Raw genomic sequence first — 15,814 nt, forward strand, 5'->3', positions numbered from 1 at the left:
GTCGTGTCCGCAGCCGGCGCGGCAGCGGCCTGCGCTGCGTTGTCGGTCGCGGCCGGCATCGGCTCCGGCGCCTTGTCGGCGACGGGCTGCACGGGCTCGGGGGCCTTGTCGGCAACCGCCGGTGCGGGTTCCGGTGCCTTGTCGGCAACCGCCGGTGCGGGTTCCGGTGCCTTGTCGGCGACTGCCGGTGCGGGTTCCGGTGCCTTGTCGGCGACCGCCGGTTCAGGTTCGGGCACCTTGTCGGCAACCATCGGTGCGGGTTCCGGTGCCTTGTCAGCGACCGGCTGCACGGGCTCCGGAGCCTTCGTGTCGGCGACCTGTGTGGCAGGCGCTTGCGATGTCTTGTCCGCGACTGCCGCTGCGGCGATCACGGCGGCAGCCGGCACGGCAGCAATCGCAGCCGCCGGGACGACCGACGCTGCGGGTGCGGCGGCGACAGCGGGCGCCGCGGCTGCGACGGCAGGTGCTGCAACGGCCGGGGCGGCGGCAGCAACAGCAGGCGTCGCCACTGCCGGTGCGGCGGCCGCAACAGCAGGCGCTGCCACTTTCGGTGCGGCGGCAACAGCAGGCGCTGCAACGGACGGCGCCATCGACGGCACGGGCACGGGCACCGGAACCGACACGGGTGCAGCTTGCACCGAAGTCGTCGCCACCGGGCGGGGCTGCGCCGGTGCCGGCGCGGCAGCGCCGAGCGGCGGCAAGCCCATGCGGTCGCGCACGATCGGATCGCGATACTTCACGTCGTCGGCGACCGTCGCTTCCACGCTCGGCGCCACGTTCGAACGGGCGAGCGGCGCAGTCGTGCCCGGGCACAGGTGCCCGGTCGCTTCGACCGCACGCCGGTTCGCGTCGCTCTGGCAGAGCAGCGCGAGCGCCACGTCGGTCAGGCCCATCGCCCGGAATTCACGCGCATCGAGTCGGCGGACGCAGGCCTGGTCGACCAGCGTCGTGCCGCCCGTCGCGCCGAACCCCGGGAACGACACGCCGACGCTCACCGATCCCATGCAGGTATCGGACAGCGTGGTCGTGAGGCCCGGCGCCTGGATCGACGGGTTCGTCTTGATCGTCTGCGTGCCGGAGTAGTTGACGTTTTCCGACGTCTGGGTGTTGTACGGGTTGGTGCCGGGCGCGCCGGACGACTGCAGCGAGTTCACGCTCTGCGGCGTCACGTTGCCGCCGGCCGTGCCGGACGGCATCGTCACATTGACGTTCACGCTCGAATTGCCGCTGCCGCGCACCCCGCTGCTGCTGGTGGCGTTGCCGCCGCGCGAACTCGTGGTGTTCGTGTTCATGCTCGAACCGCCGCCCTGGCTGATCGCAGTCGAGCCGCTCGACGACTGCGAGCTCGAACTTGAGTCCGCGGTTTGCGCGTGAGCCCCGATCGTGGTCATCGCGAACATCGCCGCACATGCCACCTTGATCCTGTTGCTGTTCATTTCACTCTCCGGACGAGGTTTGACCTCCCACCCAGGCAACCGTACTAATTCCCCTGAATGCCTTCAGTTTTCGCTGCTTCCCCGAACTGCTTCCAGCCGCTGCCCAGCTGGGACCACGAGCCGGCCGACATGCCCTGCCACTGCTGGGTGTCCGGTCCACCGATGGCACTGCCCGACGAAAGCGTTTGTTGTTCTGACGGCTTGGTTGTCTGGTCAGGGTTGTTTGACGTCTGCATATTCGATTGCACGTCGTCGGCAATACGGTCAGCGCCATACGCCGTCAGAGACGCGAGCATCAGAGCGGCGGCAATCAGGTTCTGCTTCATGCCAACTCCTTACGTGACAACAATGTGGAAAAGAGACCAGCATCGCAGGGAAACTGGTCCCCCCCACCCCTGACTAATGACTGCTGCCGGTTGCGCTCGAGTCGCCCTGGCTTCCGCCCGATGCGGACGGCGAACCGGCCGGACCGGTACTCCACACGGTCGACGAGTTGTAGTGATTCGAGCCCGCGATCGCGCCCGACCCGCCACTGCCCGTCAGCCCCACGGCACCCGCATTGGCATTGCCGTTGTCGTTCGCGCCCGTAGCCGTGTAGTGGTTCGCGCCGAGTACGATCGTGGCGGTCACCCCTCCCGAAAGCGCATTCGCGTTCTCGTTCGTTTTGCTGTTTCCAGCAAACGATCCGGCGGCACCGATACCGCCGCCTGCCGCGAACGCGCCTCCGTTCGTGCCCGAACCGCTGGCTGTCGAAGTCGAGTTGTGGAAAGCGGATGCCGTACCGGCGGAACCGGCGGGTGTTACGGTACTGCCTGCATTCGCACCGGCCGTCGAAGTCGAATTGCTGGTATAGCTGCCGGAACCGACCAGCACCGACCCTGAAACACCAGCCGCAACGGATTGCGTCTGGTTGGTCGTGGACGAACCGGCTGCCAACGCAACGGACGAAATGACGGTGAGCGCTGTCGCTAAAAAGACTTTGGCTTTCATAGCAATTCCTTGCTGTGAGAAAGTTCGACGGTGGCGGAGCCGGGCCTGCCCGCACGGGGCAAGGCCCGGCATCCGCACCGCCAGCCAATGACGAACGCTGCGCGCCGAGGCTTAGTGGTGAGTCGTCCAGCCGATCGAGCCGGCGTTCGCGCCGCTGGTGCCGCCCGCTTGTGCGCCGCCGAAGCCGAAGCCGCCGACCGACGACGATTGATAGTGGTTCGTGTACGAGACCGAACCGCTGCTGCCGCCACCAGCCGTTGCGCCGGCTGCGCCGAGTGCCGAGCCGGAATCGGTTGCGGTGAAGTGGCCGAACCCGGCGACCCCTGCCATCGTCTGGCCACCGCTCGACGAGCTGCTGCTCGACACCGTGCCGCTACCTGCGAACGCTGCACCCGAAACCGCCAGAACTGCTGCTGCAATCAGAAGCTTCTTCATGGTCGACTCCAAAACGGCGTGGACGGAGTGAATCAGGAAGATCGCACGCCATCAATCTTCCTGACTTGAGCAATCCTCAAAAAATAAGGATCACTATCTAATCAATAAAAACTTATTGCCATTTCAATCACGTTTTTTTGCGATTTTGGCCAGACGAAGCTTAGCTTCGAGATTTTTGGTTATCCAAATTTTTTTGGTAGGTGTTTTCTATTATTTTTATGAACATTGGTATCGCACCGAAAACACCATTGCTTGATAGACCGGAACGATGTGCGCATCTTTCCGGCTTGCGATATTCGATACCCCGCCGGACGGCATGCCGTCAATCGACATCCCATTTCCGGAATCGAAAATTCGCAAATACATTAACCACCACAAAATGCAGCGCCGCTGAAAATACACCTTTTACGCGGGCGACAACGGGCCTGCATGACAGCCAGGTGGCGTGTCTTCTCCCTGAGCTATCGAAGAAGCGTCTTCCGGATAATCCGGCCGACAGGCGTTCGATCTAATCCGGCCGGCGCCGGCATGGGCCAGGCGCGATCGAAGCGACCCTGCATGGCCGAGGACGAATCGGCATCACGCTGTCCGGCACGAACAGCCTGATCCATCCGGGTGAACTGAATGAGAGCGCGTACCGCTGTCGCCCGACTGCCGTGCGGCGCGACAACCGCGCCAGCACGCGGAGCGCGCGGCGGGCAAGAAACCGGGACAGCACGACCCGCGAAGCTGGCACAGCGTCGCGAGCGTCTCCCCGGCCTTTCCGACTACCCCACTGATGGGCAAAGTACGTGCCGATCAAGCTATTGCTTATGGTCTTCATCGCCGTTTCCCCGACTGCTTATTGACGAGTTGGCCGCCCCACCTGTTCGTTACTTCGTGTCGACCGCCCGCCGGTGCGTCCAATATCGCAAGCAGCGTGCCACGCGATATTCCACCGCAGATTGCGCTCGGCACACGCCCGCCACGACGGCCCGCAGCGCCGGAAACGACATTTTTTGTTTCAGGAATGTATCGCAATAACAGCTTGACACCCGCTCCGATCATTGAGCGTCGCGACGCAATCGCCGGATTAGACGGACGAATCCGGCCCGCAGGCCCGCACCGGGCGGCCCGATGAACGAGTGTTTCAAACTTGAGAACCGGGCTGCCGCGCAAGGCAGGCGGCGCGGGCATTTCCGCCTGCAAACCGAGGGTCGCGGCATGTGCGCCCCCTTCCCGTGCCATCACAAACGAGAATCGATTCGCCCGACACCAGGCACCGGGAGTCCGACACAGCAGCCTCCGGCGAGGCTTCGACGTGCGTTTCCCCTGATGATCGAAACGAATTTGATTCATCCGTGAAAATACCGACAGGATCACACGCCGTTCGAGGTCCGAAATGGGCCGTAAAAAAGAAAACTTTCGTGTCGGCGTAATAATTAAAACAAATGAAAACTCTCACCCCGTCACGCCGCACATCATTTTTTCACTTTCTTTCTCCCCGCCTTTCGCGCACTGAATCACCCAATTCGCGGCGCATTCTGGAAACGTTTTTAATCGGTTATCGATGCATTTCTCATTGATGAAACATTCAAATTCAACCCCTGTTTGACGACGCCATTCCCGCAAAAGCCTGATTTATCGCGCGTTTCGTCGTATCGAATTGCATCGACCCGGCAATTGACCCGCTCGCTTTTCTGTCCCCACGATACATGCATGAAACAGAAGCGCACATATCGCGCGGCAATCGGACCGCCGTTCCCGTGCGCATCGCGACGGCATCGTTCATGGCATGCCGATTGCCTGATCTCCGGCTCTCACCGAGCGGCACGCCGAGGCACAAGATCACGAACGGCGGCCTGCTCGTCAATCAGCGTATCGGGGAAAAGGCGATGAAGATCACCACCGATCGATCGACGTGCGCGTCGTTCAAGCATCAACGGGGTAGTCAGCGTAACCGGAGCGCCTGTCGCGGTGCTTCGTCGACTTCAGTCCATGCGAACCGGCGCTTGCCGAAGCGCTACCCGTGCGGCGGGATGGAACGCGTGCGCACCGCCGTCGAGCCAATCGACGTGTGGTTCCTCGAGCTGCTCGACGAAGGAGAAAGCCATGAATGACAGGGTCTCGCTCGAGACGCGCGCCGGTCAGCGCGTCCTGGTGACGGGCGGCGCCGGCTTTCTCGGCAGCTACGTATGCGAGCGCCTGGTCATGGAAGGCGCGTCCGTCACGTGCATCGACAGCCTGCTGACGGGGCGCAAGCTCAACGTCGCCGACCTGAAGGCGTCCGGCCGCTTCGAGTTCGTGAAGGGCGACGTATCGCTCGGCCTGCCGCAGCTGCAGGTGGACGAGATCTGGAATCTCGCGTGCGCGGCATCGCCGCCCACCTACCAGATCGATCCCGTCCATACGATGATGACCAACGTGCTCGGCATGAACCACTGCCTCATGCTCGCGCGCAAGACGGGCGCACGCGTGTTCCAGGCGTCGACCAGCGAGATCTACGGCGACCCGGACGTGCATCCGCAAACGGAAACCTATCGCGGCAACGTGAACACGATCGGCCCGCGCGCGTGCTACGACGAAGGCAAGCGCGCGGCCGAGGCGCTGTGCTACGACTACTACCGCACGCATGGCATCGACGTGCGTGTCGCGCGCATCTTCAATACCTACGGCCCGCGGATGTCGCCGCGCGACGGCCGCGTCGTGTCGAACTTCATCGTCGGCGCGCTCAACGGCGCGCCGCTCGAGATCTACGGCGACGGCCGGCAGACGCGCTCGTTCTGCTTCGCCAGCGACCTGATCGACGGCTTCTTCTGCCTGATGAGCGCCGAGCGCAACGTCGGCACGCCGGTCAACATCGGCAACCCCGGCGAATTCACGATGATCGAGCTCGCGGAGAAAGTGCTCGCGATGACGGGCTCGAAATCGGAGATCGTGTTCCGGCCGCTGCCGATCGACGATCCGCACCAGCGCAAGCCCGACATCTCGGTCGCGTCGGCCGAGCTCGGCTGGCGGCCGGGCATCGATCTCGACGAAGGCCTGCGCCGGACCGTCGACTATTTCAGCCGTGAACTGTGGCTCGAGCCGGTGCTGCGCCTGACCGGGGCCACGGCATGAAAGTGCTCGTGACAGGGGGAGCAGGCTACATCGGCAGCCATACCTGCAAGGCGCTCGCGGCAGCGGGACACGAACCGGTCGCCTACGACAACCTGTCGACCGGCCATCGCGACGCGGTTCGCTGGGGGCCGCTCGTCGCGGCCGACATTCTCGACCGCGACGCGCTGTCGAAGGCGTTCGCCGCGCATCGGCCCGACGTCGTGATCCATTTCGCGGCACTCGCGTACGTCGGCGATTCGGTGCTCGCGCCCGACCGCTATTACACGGTCAACGTCACCGGCACCTGCACGCTGCTGAGCGCGATGCACGCGGCGAGCGTCGGCCGGATCGTGATGTCGTCGTCGTGCGCGACGTACGGCATTCCGGACGTGCTGCCGATCTCGGAGCGCACGCCGCAGCAGCCGATCAATCCGTACGGCTTCACGAAGTACGCGATGGAACGGATGGCCGCCGATTTCGAGCGCGCGTACGGGCTGAAGTGGGTCGCGCTGCGCTACTTCAATGCGGCCGGCGCGGACCCTGACGGCGAGATCGGCGAATGCCACGAACCGGAAACGCACGCGCTGCCGCTCGCGATCCGCGCGGCACTCGGCACCGGCCCTGCGTTCCAGGTGATGGGCACCGACTACCCGACGCCCGACGGCTCGGCGATTCGCGACTACGTGCATGTCAGCGACCTCGCCGACGCGCACCTGAAAGCGACCGCCTATCTCTGCGGCGGCGGCCACAGCGTCGCCCTGAATCTCGGCACCGGCAAAGGAACGTCGGTGCTCGACGCATTGCGCGCCGTCGCAGCCGTGACGGGCCGCCGCGTGCCGACGATAACGGCCGCGCGCCGCCCGGGCGACCCGCCCGAGCTGTATGCCGACGCCACGAAAGCCGCGCTCGTGCTCGGCTGGCGGCCGCGTTTCACCACGATCGAACCGATGGTCGAACACGCCGCGGCGTGGTGTCAGAAAGCACTGCAATTCGAATCCGGCACGTAAGCAAGTTTCCTTGAACGCCACGCAGGGGAATCACCATGAAGGTACGGATCGCCATCGTCGGTACGGGCTACGTCGGGCTGGTCAGCGGCGCATGCTTCGCGGATCTCGGGCATGACGTCGTCTGCATCGACAACAATCGCGGCAAGATCGACGCACTGAATGAAGGCTGCATGCCGATCTACGAACCGGGCCTCGACGCCGTCGTCGCCCGCAACGTCGAACGCGGCACGCTGCGCTTCAGCAGCGACCTCGCGGCGAGCGTGCGCGATCGCGACGCGGTATTCATCGCGGTCGGCACGCCGACGCTGCCGGGCACCGACCAGGCGGACCTGCGGTATGTCGAGGCGGCCGCGCGCGAGATCGCGTCGAACCTCACCGGTTTCGCGGTCGTCGTCACGAAGTCGACGGTGCCGGTCGGCACCAACCGGATCGTCAAGCAGATCGTCGAACGATGCGCGCCGGACGGCATCGACGCGGCGATCGCATCGAATCCGGAGTTCCTGCGCGAAGGCTCGGCGATCGACGATTTCATGCACCCAGACCGCGTCGTGTTCGGCGCCGAGCATCCGCGTGCGATCGAGATCATGACGGCCATCTATGCGCCGCTGGAAGCGGCGGGCCATCTCGTGCTCGCGACCGAGATCGAAACGGCCGAACTCGTGAAGTACGCGGCGAATGCGTTCCTCGCGGTGAAGATCAGCTACATCAACGAGATCTCGGACCTGTGCGAAGCCGTCGGCGCCGATGTCGAACTGGTCGCGAACGGGATGGGCCTCGACCGCCGCATCGGCGCGTCGTTCCTGAAGGCCGGCCCCGGCTGGGGCGGCTCGTGCTTCCCGAAGGACACGCGCGCGCTGAAGGCGACGGCTTCCGAACATGCGGTGCCGCTGCGCATCGTCAGCGCGGCGATCGAATCGAACGCGCTGCGCAAGGAGCAGATCCTGCGCCGCATCGAGAAAGCCTGCGGCGGCTCGATCAAGGACAAGCGCATCGCGGTGCTCGGCCTCACCTTCAAAGGCCAGACCGACGACGTGCGCGAAAGCCCGAGCATCGACGTGATCCAGCTGCTCGTCGGCGCGGGCGCGCATATCCGCGCATACGACCCGGCGCGTCCGCACGAAGCGTCGCGGCTGCTGCCGCAGGTATTCATGGAGGGCTCCGCGATCGACGCGGTGCGCAGCGCGGACGCGGTCGTCGTGATGACCGAATGGAAAGCGTTCGAGGCACTCGATCTCGCCGACCTCGCGGATCACATGGCCGATCCCGTGATGCTCGACATGCGCAACCTGTTCAGCGAGCGGCTCGCCGTCGACAGCGGCTTTCGCCGCTACGAGCGCGTGGGCCGCTCGTGCGGCGAACGCACATCGGCCAACCCGGTACCGGAACAACCGCCTGCCAGCGAGGACACCCGGCCGCCACGCGGCCTGCTTCAAGACTGATGGTCTGACCTTGACGGGAGAACACCATGAAGAAGCTGGTTGCGTCGCTTGCGGGCGGCCCTGCGGCGGATACCGCCGACACCCCCTCCTCCGAAGCGGATCGCACCGCATCGATGAACGCGGACGTTCCGCTCCTCGTCCCGTTGATGGACAGCGGGACACGTGTCGTCTTCCACATCCTCGCGCTGTGCTGGTTCGTCGCGCTGGGCATCTTCTGGCGCTGGTGGTTGCGCGACGAGCACTACGTCGACGCCTTCCGCTTCGGCGTCAACTGCTTCGTGCTGTTCTGGACCACCTTCATTCCCGGCTACTTCATCTTCATCATCCGCTCGGCGGTCATGCCGAACCCCGCGCTGCCAGTGCCGCGCGACTGGCGCGTCGCGATGGTCGTCACGAAGGCGCCGTCCGAGCCGTTCGACATCGTCCGCACGACGCTGCTCGCGATGCTCGACCAGACCTACCCGCACGATACGTGGCTCGCCGATGAAGACCCGTCGCCCGAGACGCTCGACTGGTGCCGCGAGCACGGCGTATTCGTGTCGACGCGGCGCGGCGTGGCCGCGTACCACCGGACGAGCTGGCCGCGCCGGACCCGATGCAAGGAAGGCAATCTCGCGTACTTCTACGATAGGGTCGGCTACGACAACTACGATTTCGTGTCGCAGCTCGATGCCGATCACGTGCCGACCCGCACCTATCTCGAGGAGATGCTGCGGCCGTTCGTCGATCCGGCAGTCGGCTACGTGTCGGCGCCGAGCATCTGCGACAGCAATGCCGCCGTGAGCTGGAGCGCACGCGGGCGCGTGAACGTCGAGGGGCCGCTGCACGGCACGATGCAGGCCGGCTATGCGGGCGGCCTCGCGCCGCTGTGCATCGGCTCGCACTATGCGGTGCGCTGCCGCGCGCTGCGCGAGATCGGCGGGCTCGGGCCCGAGCTCGCCGAGGATCACTCGACCACGATGATCTTCAATTCGAAAGGCTGGCGCGGCATGCACGCGCTGAACGCGATCGCGAACGGCGAAGGGCCGCGCACGTTCGGCGACCTCGCCACGCAGGAATTCCAGTGGTCCAAGAGCGTGATGATCATCATGCTGCGCTACACGCGCCACTATTTCATGGGGCTGCCGCTGAAGCTGAAGGCGCAGTTCCTGTTCTGCCAGCTGTGGTACCCGCTGTGCGCGCTCGCGATGGCAGGCGGCGTCGTGATTCCGGTCGTCGCGCTGCTCACCGGCCGCGTGTGGGCGCACGTCGACTACCTCACGTACCTCACTTACGCGCTGCCGCTGAGCGTGCTGATCCTGTGCGTCGTGATCTGGGCCACGCAGTCGACCCAGTCGTGCCGCCCGCTGAATACGAAACTGCTGTCGTGGGAAGGGCTGTCGTTCGTGTTCGCGCGCTGGCCGTGGGTCGTGCTCGGCTGCGTGTCGGCGGTGCTCGACTGCGTGCGCGGCAAGGAATTTCCGTTCAAGGTCACGCCGAAGGGCGGCACGATCGAACAGGACGCGCCGCTGCGCGTGGTCGCCCCGTATCTGCTGATCTCGCTATTCTGCAGCCTGCCCGTCGTCACGGTCGAGAATCCGCGCAACGCCGCCGGCTTCTATCTGTTCTCGACGCTGACGAGCATCCTGTATCTGGTGATCGCAGCCGTCGTCGCGGTGAATCACGGCCGGGAGCAAGGGCTCGAGTGGTCGGCGTTCAGGCAGATGTTCTTCAGCCGCCTGCCCGTGCGCAACGCGCTGTTCGTGATCGCGCTCGCGATGCTGCTGTCGGGCATCGGGCTGCGCGCGCCGAAAGGCTGGCAGGCGATGATGTGGCGGTCGGGTTTGCCGGCCGTGGTCGCGCCCGTGCCGGGCGAACCGGTGAAGCAGCCCGACCTCGGCGCCTACGATCCCGAGAACACGCTCGCGGGCGACCGGAATCTCGCGTTCGATCATGTGTTCGTGTCGTGGAACGCGCCCGACATCCGCGCGGAAATCGACGATGCCGACCGGCGCGCGCAGGCGCGCAACCGCACGCTGATGCTGACCGTCGAGCCGTGGGCGGCCGGCGACACGCGGCAAGGCGCGCTGCTCGACGATATCGCGCACGGACGCTATGACGCGCGGATCGCGGCCACCTGCTCGGCGCTCGCCGCGTTGAAGCGCCCCGTGTTCGTGCGCTGGGGCCACGAGATGGAGGCCGATACCGGACGCTATCCGTGGGCCATCGGCGATGCGTCGGCCTACGTGGAGGCGTACCGGCGGGTCGTGACCGCCTGCCGCGCGATGACCGACCAGATCCGCTTCGTGTGGTCGCCGGCCGGCAACCGGAACCTCGACGACTATTTCCCGGGCCGCAGCTATGTGGACGACATCGGCCTGTCCGTATTCGACTGCCCGCGCTGCGCGATCTGGCCGGCCGGCGGCCACGCGTCCGCCGCGAGCATCCTGCGGACCAAGTACGAGCGGGTGACCGACTACGGGCTGCCGGTGATGGTCACGGAGCTCGGCGTCGACGGGTCGAATGCGCGCAAGCGCGAGGCACTCGACGAATTCCAGCGGTCGCTGTGGCGCTATCCGCTGCTGACGGCCGTGGTGTATTTCAACGCGGTCGATACGCCCGGCGCGTGGCCGGCGCATTACGTGCCGGACTGGCGGATCGCGCCGGCCTTCCTGCAGACGACGGTGGTCGCCAGGTGACAGGCGCGGCGATCGACGGCGCGCCGGCTTTCAGCGATCCGCCGTCAGCCGAGCAGTTCCTTCCTGCGCAACTGCACGACGTCGCGCATCGGCGGCGCGCCGAACAGCCGGCTGTATTCGCGGCTGAACTGCGACGCGCTTTCGTAGCCGACGACGGCGGCCACCGACCCGACGTCGCCGCCCTGCCGCAGCAGCAGCCGTCGCGCCTCGTGCAGCCGCAACTGCTTCTGGTACTGCAGCGGGCTCAGCGTCGTCACGTGCTTGAAATGATGGTGCAGCGACGACACGCTCATGTTGACCGCCTGCGCGAGCGACTCGACGCGCATCGGCTCGGCGAAGTGATCGCGGATCCATTCGATCGCGCGTGCGATCCGGTGCGTCTGGCTGCCCGCGATCGCCATGTGCCGCAGCCGCGTGCCCTGCCCGCTCGTCATCAGCCGGTACAGCAATTCCTTTTCGATCAGCGGCGCGACGACCGCAATGTCGGCCGGCGTATCGAGCAGCCGCATCAGCCGCAGCGCGGCATCGAGCAGCGGCGGCGTCAGCTCGGCGAGTGCGATCCCCTCGCCTTCGGGGCCCGCGTCGGGTTCGGGCAGCCGCATCTCGGCCGCGAGCTCGACGATGCGCTGCGGATCGAGCGTCAGCGACAGGCACAGGTACGGCGCGTCCGGCGACGCGCACGTCACGCGCGACAGGATCGGCAAGTCGATGGAGGTAATCAGGCAATTCTGCGCGTCGTACTCGTAAGCCTGGCCGGCCACGATCACGCGCTTCGAGCCCTGCGCGGCGATCACGAGCGCGGCCCGCGACACACCGCAGCCGAGATCGACCGGCCGCGTGTGCCGGTGCAGCATCAAACCCGGCACAGCCGTTGAATGCGAGCCGTCCGCGGGCGCGAAACGGCTGATCAGCGTCGCCAGCTCGCGCTGCCCGGATTCGCGCGACGCCACGATATCGGTCATGTCCATGACGCTTCCTCGATCAATTTCCTCATGTCGCGGGAGCATAGCGAAACCACCCGCCGCCTGCCGGGGATTTGCAGGATTGTTCAATAAATTTGCAGGATTGGGTAGACGCAAATACCGGCCGCTCGCGCACACTGCCCGCTGACCGGGCGCATGCCGGGTTTTCCCCACGGAGACAATCACAATGCCTACCTCCTTTGTCCTGAACGGCAAGAACGTCACGCTCGACGCCGATCCGTCGATGCCCGTCCTCTGGGCGATTCGCGAACACGCGGGACTGACCGGCACGAAGTTCGGCTGCGGCATGGCGCAGTGCGGCGCGTGCACCGTGCATCTCGAAGGCCAGGCCGTCCGCTCGTGCGTGCTGCCGCTCGCCGGCATCGCGGGCAAGCACGTCACGACGATCGAAGGCCTGCAGAGCAAGCCCGCCCATGCCGTGCAGGCCGCCTGGGTCAAGCTGCAGGTGCCGCAGTGCGGCTACTGCCAGTCGGGCCAGATCATGTCGGCCACCGCGCTGCTCGAACAGAACCCGAAGCCGACCGACGCGGACATCGACGCCGCGATGAACGGCAACCTGTGCCGCTGTGCGACCTATGCCCGCATCCGGGCGGCGATCCACGACGCGGCCGCGACGCTGGGAGCCTGACCATGACGATCGAACTCGACAACACCGGGTCGGTGCGTCCGTCGCGCCGCACGTTCCTGAAGGCCGCGGGCGCCGCGGCCGCCGTCAGCCTGACGATCGGCTTCGACTTCAGCGGCTTCGGCCGCCGCGCGCTCGCCGCGACCGCGCCCGCCGCCGGTTTCGCGCCGAATGCATTCCTGCGCATCACGCCCGACGGCACCGTCACCGTCATCGCGAAGCACGTCGAAATGGGCCAGGGCGCGTATACGGGCATCGCGACGATCGTCGCCGAGGAGCTCGACGCCGACTGGTCGCACGTGCGCGTCGAAAGCGCGCCCGCCGATGCGAAACGCTATGCGAACCTCGCGTTCGGCACGATGCAGGGGACGGGCGGCAGCTCGGCCATGGCGAACTCGTGGCAGCAACTGCGCGAAGCCGGCGGCAAGGCCCGCGCGATGCTGGTATCGGCCGCGGCGGCCCGCTGGAAGGTGCCCGCGAGCGAGCTGACGACCGCCAATGGCGTCGTCACGCATGCGAAGAGCGGCAAGACGGCCGCGTACGGCACGCTCGTCGCCGATGCGTCGAAGCTGCCGGTGCCGGACAAGGTCACGCTGAAGCAGCCGGCCGATTTCAAGCTGATCGGTCACCCCATTCCGCGCGTCGACGCGTCGGCCAAATCGAACGGCACCGCGCATTTCACGCTCGATACCACCGTCCCCGGCATGCGCGTCGCGCTGCTGCAGCGCCCGCCCCGCTTCGGCGCGAAGGTGAAGTCGTTCGACGCGACGGCGGCCAAGGCCGTGCCGGGCGTCGTGTCGGTCGTGCAGGTGCCGGGTGGCGTCGCCGTCGTCGGCACCGGCTTCTGGGCCGCGAAGCAGGGCCGCGACGCGCTGAAGATCGAATGGGACGAAACGAACGCCGAAAAGCGCGGCTCGGACGAGATCATGCGCGAATACCGGCAGCTCGCCGACAAGCCGGGCACGTCGGCGCGCAAGGACGGCGATGCCGATGCGGCGATCACGGGTGCCGCGCGCAAGATCAGCGCGACGTACGAATTCCCGTATCTCGCGCATGCGCCGATGGAGCCGCTCGACGCGGTCGTCAAGCTGACGGCGAACAGCTGCGAAATCTGGGCCGGCGACCAGTTCCAGACGGTCGACCAGGCCAACGCGGCCCGGACGGCCGGCCTGAAGCCCGAGCAGGTACAGATCCACACGCTGTACGCGGGCGGCAGCTTCGGCCGGCGCGCGAACGCGTGGTCGGACTACGTGGTCGAGGCCGTGTCGATCGCCAAGGCGCTCGGCGCGGACGGCAAGCCCGTCAAGCTGCAGTGGACGCGCGAGGACGACATCCAGGGCGGCTTCTACCGGCCGATGTACTTCCACAAGCTCGACGCGGGACTGACCGCGGACGGCAAGCTGGTCGGCTGGCGCCACCGGATCGTCGGCCAGTCGATCCTCGCCGGCACGCCGTTCGAGGCGTTCATGGTGAAGAACGGCGTCGACGCCACCTCGGTCGAGGGCGCGGCGAACCTGCCGTACGCGGTGCCGAACGTGTCGGTCGAGCTCACCACCACCAAGGTCGGCCTGCCCGTGCTGTGGTGGCGCGTGGTCGGCAGCTCGCACACGGCGTACGCGGTCGAAGCATTCATCGACGAAGCCGCGCACACGGCGGGCAAGGATCCGTACGCGTTCCGCCGCGACCTGCTCGCGAAGGAGCCGCGCATGCGCGCGGTGCTGGACCTGGCCGCGCAGAAGGCCGGCTGGGATCCGGCCAAGCCGCTGCCGAAGGGCCGCGGGCGCGGGATCGCGGTCGCCGAGGCGTTCAAGAGCTACGTCGCGCAGGTCGCCGAGGTGTCGGTCGACGCGGACGGCAAGGTGAAGGTCGAGCGCGTGGTGTGCGCGGTCGATTGCGGGATCGCGATCAATCCCGACATCGTCGCCGCGCAGATGGAGGGCGGCATCGGCTTCGGGCTCGGCGCGGCGATGCACAGCGCGATCACGCTGAAGGACGGCCAGGTCGAGCAGCGCAACTTCGACGGCTACCACGTGCTGCGGATGGCCGAAATGCCGAAGGTCGAAGTGCATATCGTGCCGTCGGCCGAAGCCCCGACCGGGGTCGGCGAGCCGGGCGTCGCGCCGATCGGGCCGGCGGTCGCGAACGCGATCTTCGCGGCGACGGGCAAGCGGCATTACGTGCTGCCGTTCGATTCGGCGGATAGCGCGAAGGCTTGAGGATGGGCCGGAACGCCGGCCGCGGGGCGGAAACGCCTTGCGGCCGGCGTTTTTTATTCAGGAGGCTGGCAATGCAGGGTTCGATGTCGGCAAGAAATCACCTATAACACATTGATTCGTATAGACAATCAATCGACCCATGTACGGTTCGATGTCGGGTTCGCCATTCGGCCGCAACGACGCTCCGCCGGCTCCGTCTCCCCGCCGCGCCCCACACGTTACGTCGGACGTAACGCCCGTAACGTCGCCCGCCGATGCTACGTAACAATCCTTCACGGTTGTCTCGCCCCCTTTTCTCTCCGCCCCGCGCCTCCCGTTAAAAATTCTTTTAAATTCAAGGCTGCCGCGCCGCCTGCACGGGTGCCGCACCCTGTCGATCCCCGACGATCCTCTCCCTGGCCCGGAAGTTGCAGCAGAGGACCCGCAACACTCCTTTAAGGACATGCGAGGGCCACCATGGATTGCAAATACCTGTACATCGACAACATAAAAATCAACTTCGTGCGCCGCACGATCGAAATCGACAACAAGATCATTGATGTCACGCCGCGTGAATTCGACGTCGTCGAATTCCTGCTCGACAACATGAACAAGATCGTGCCGCGGCAGGCAATCCAGGAAGCCGTGTGGGGCCGTGAACTCGGCGTGTCGTCGCGCACGCTCGACACCCATATCTCGCGTATCCGTTCGAAGCTGCAGCTCGATCACGACAAGAACCTGCGGATCATCCCGATCTACGCGGTCGGCTATCGCCTGGTGCTGTTCGGTGCGGCGATGACGCACGTCGAGCGCCACGAAGCCGCTGCCGATCCTGTTCCTGACGATCCGTGCCGAGGAACACGAGATCTTCTCCGCGATCAATGCGGGGGCCGACGACTACATGGTCAAACCGGTCAATCATTTCGAACTGCTGGCGCGCATCAACGC

Annotated in this window: 12 protein-coding genes and 2 pseudogenes; 9 read left to right on the forward strand and 5 right to left on the reverse strand. The window is 66.0% G+C overall.

The annotated features are described in order from the left end of the window. From F3J15_RS34125 to F3J15_RS34140, 4 genes are all read right to left on the reverse strand, one after another. The coding region (locus F3J15_RS34125) for a chemotaxis protein CheA (RefSeq protein WP_166896768.1) at positions 1-1,436 on the reverse strand (1,436 nt) is incomplete at its 3' end. Positions 1,437-1,480: 44 nt separating this feature from the next. Then, entirely contained in the window at positions 1,481-1,762 is a 282-nt protein-coding gene (locus F3J15_RS34130) for a hypothetical protein (protein WP_069252113.1), read from the reverse strand. A 73-nt stretch (positions 1,763-1,835) separates the two neighbouring features. After that, the gene (locus F3J15_RS34135) at positions 1,836-2,426 is read right to left on the reverse strand and encodes a hypothetical protein (RefSeq protein WP_089448106.1); all 591 of its coding nucleotides are present in this window, start codon (positions 2,424-2,426) and stop codon (positions 1,836-1,838) included. Positions 2,427-2,537: 111 nt separating this feature from the next. Beyond that, entirely contained in the window at positions 2,538-2,861 is a 324-nt protein-coding gene (locus F3J15_RS34140; RefSeq protein WP_089448107.1) for a hypothetical protein, read from the reverse strand. 1,694 nt (positions 2,862-4,555) lie between these two features. Between F3J15_RS34140 and F3J15_RS34145 the strand changes: the two genes are divergently transcribed. Genes F3J15_RS34145 through F3J15_RS34165 form a run of 5 tightly spaced genes read left to right on the forward strand, consistent with a single transcriptional unit; the run spans position 4,556 to position 11,063 of the window. Next, positions 4,556-4,960 (forward strand): hypothetical protein, encoded by a 405-nt coding sequence (locus F3J15_RS34145; RefSeq protein ID WP_240159296.1) that lies wholly within the window; start codon positions 4,556-4,558, stop codon positions 4,958-4,960. After that, on the forward strand, positions 4,953-5,960 hold the full coding sequence (locus tag F3J15_RS34150) for a UDP-glucuronic acid decarboxylase family protein (protein ID WP_166896770.1): 1,008 nt from the start codon (positions 4,953-4,955) through the stop codon (positions 5,958-5,960). Before F3J15_RS34145 ends, F3J15_RS34150 begins: the two co-directional genes overlap by 8 nt. Then, positions 5,957-6,946, forward strand: a complete 990-nt coding sequence (gene galE, locus F3J15_RS34155; RefSeq protein WP_166896772.1) for a UDP-glucose 4-epimerase GalE — start codon at positions 5,957-5,959, stop codon at positions 6,944-6,946. The genes F3J15_RS34150 and galE overlap by 4 nt, the downstream gene beginning before the upstream one ends. Positions 6,947-6,981: 35 nt before the next feature. After that, complete coding sequence (locus F3J15_RS34160; protein WP_166896774.1) at positions 6,982-8,385, forward strand: UDP-glucose/GDP-mannose dehydrogenase family protein; 1,404 nt, start codon at positions 6,982-6,984, stop codon at positions 8,383-8,385. 26 nt (positions 8,386-8,411) lie between these two features. After that, positions 8,412-11,063, forward strand: coding sequence for a glycosyltransferase family 2 protein (locus F3J15_RS34165; RefSeq protein WP_166896776.1), 2,652 nt, complete (start codon positions 8,412-8,414; stop codon positions 11,061-11,063). 44 nt (positions 11,064-11,107) lie between these two features. On the opposite strand, the gene F3J15_RS34170 is transcribed toward F3J15_RS34165, so the two are convergent. Then, positions 11,108-12,031, reverse strand: coding sequence for an AraC family transcriptional regulator (locus F3J15_RS34170; RefSeq protein ID WP_046548314.1), 924 nt, complete (start codon positions 12,029-12,031; stop codon positions 11,108-11,110). Positions 12,032-12,212: 181 nt separating this feature from the next. On the opposite strand from F3J15_RS34170, the gene F3J15_RS34175 reads away from it, so the two are divergent. The 4 genes and pseudogenes from F3J15_RS34175 to F3J15_RS38285 form a co-directional block, all read left to right on the forward strand. Beyond that, complete coding sequence (locus F3J15_RS34175; protein WP_069252121.1) at positions 12,213-12,674, forward strand: (2Fe-2S)-binding protein; 462 nt, start codon at positions 12,213-12,215, stop codon at positions 12,672-12,674. Between the two features lie 2 nt (positions 12,675-12,676). Then, complete coding sequence (locus F3J15_RS34180) at positions 12,677-14,887, forward strand: xanthine dehydrogenase family protein molybdopterin-binding subunit (RefSeq protein ID WP_166896778.1); 2,211 nt, start codon at positions 12,677-12,679, stop codon at positions 14,885-14,887. A 456-nt stretch (positions 14,888-15,343) separates the two neighbouring features. Continuing rightward, positions 15,344-15,688 (forward strand): annotated as a pseudogene (locus F3J15_RS34185) (winged helix-turn-helix domain-containing protein); the annotation flags it as partial. Between the two features lie 55 nt (positions 15,689-15,743). After that, positions 15,744-15,814, forward strand: a pseudogene (locus F3J15_RS38285) (DNA-binding response regulator); the annotation flags it as partial.

Origin of the sequence: Burkholderia sp. Ap-955 (genome assembly GCF_011753045.1) — a bacterium.
GTDB classification, from domain to species: Bacteria; Pseudomonadota; Gammaproteobacteria; order Burkholderiales; family Burkholderiaceae; genus Burkholderia; species Burkholderia lata_D.

Coding starts and splice junctions, on each gene's coding strand:
- F3J15_RS34130 (WP_069252113.1), bottom strand. CDS start 1,762: ATGAAGCAGAACCTGATTGCCGCCGCTCTGATGCTCGCGTCTCTGACG.
- F3J15_RS34135 (WP_089448106.1), bottom strand. CDS start 2,426: ATGAAAGCCAAAGTCTTTTTAGCGACAGCGCTCACCGTCATTTCGTCC.
- F3J15_RS34140 (WP_089448107.1), bottom strand. CDS start 2,861: ATGAAGAAGCTTCTGATTGCAGCAGCAGTTCTGGCGGTTTCGGGTGCA.
- F3J15_RS34145 (WP_240159296.1), top strand. CDS start 4,556: ATGCATGAAACAGAAGCGCACATATCGCGCGGCAATCGGACCGCCGTT.
- F3J15_RS34150 (WP_166896770.1), top strand. CDS start 4,953: ATGAATGACAGGGTCTCGCTCGAGACGCGCGCCGGTCAGCGCGTCCTG.
- galE (WP_166896772.1), top strand. CDS start 5,957: ATGAAAGTGCTCGTGACAGGGGGAGCAGGCTACATCGGCAGCCATACC.
- F3J15_RS34160 (WP_166896774.1), top strand. CDS start 6,982: ATGAAGGTACGGATCGCCATCGTCGGTACGGGCTACGTCGGGCTGGTC.
- F3J15_RS34165 (WP_166896776.1), top strand. CDS start 8,412: ATGAAGAAGCTGGTTGCGTCGCTTGCGGGCGGCCCTGCGGCGGATACC.
- F3J15_RS34170 (WP_046548314.1), bottom strand. CDS start 12,031: ATGGACATGACCGATATCGTGGCGTCGCGCGAATCCGGGCAGCGCGAG.
- F3J15_RS34175 (WP_069252121.1), top strand. CDS start 12,213: ATGCCTACCTCCTTTGTCCTGAACGGCAAGAACGTCACGCTCGACGCC.
- F3J15_RS34180 (WP_166896778.1), top strand. CDS start 12,677: ATGACGATCGAACTCGACAACACCGGGTCGGTGCGTCCGTCGCGCCGC.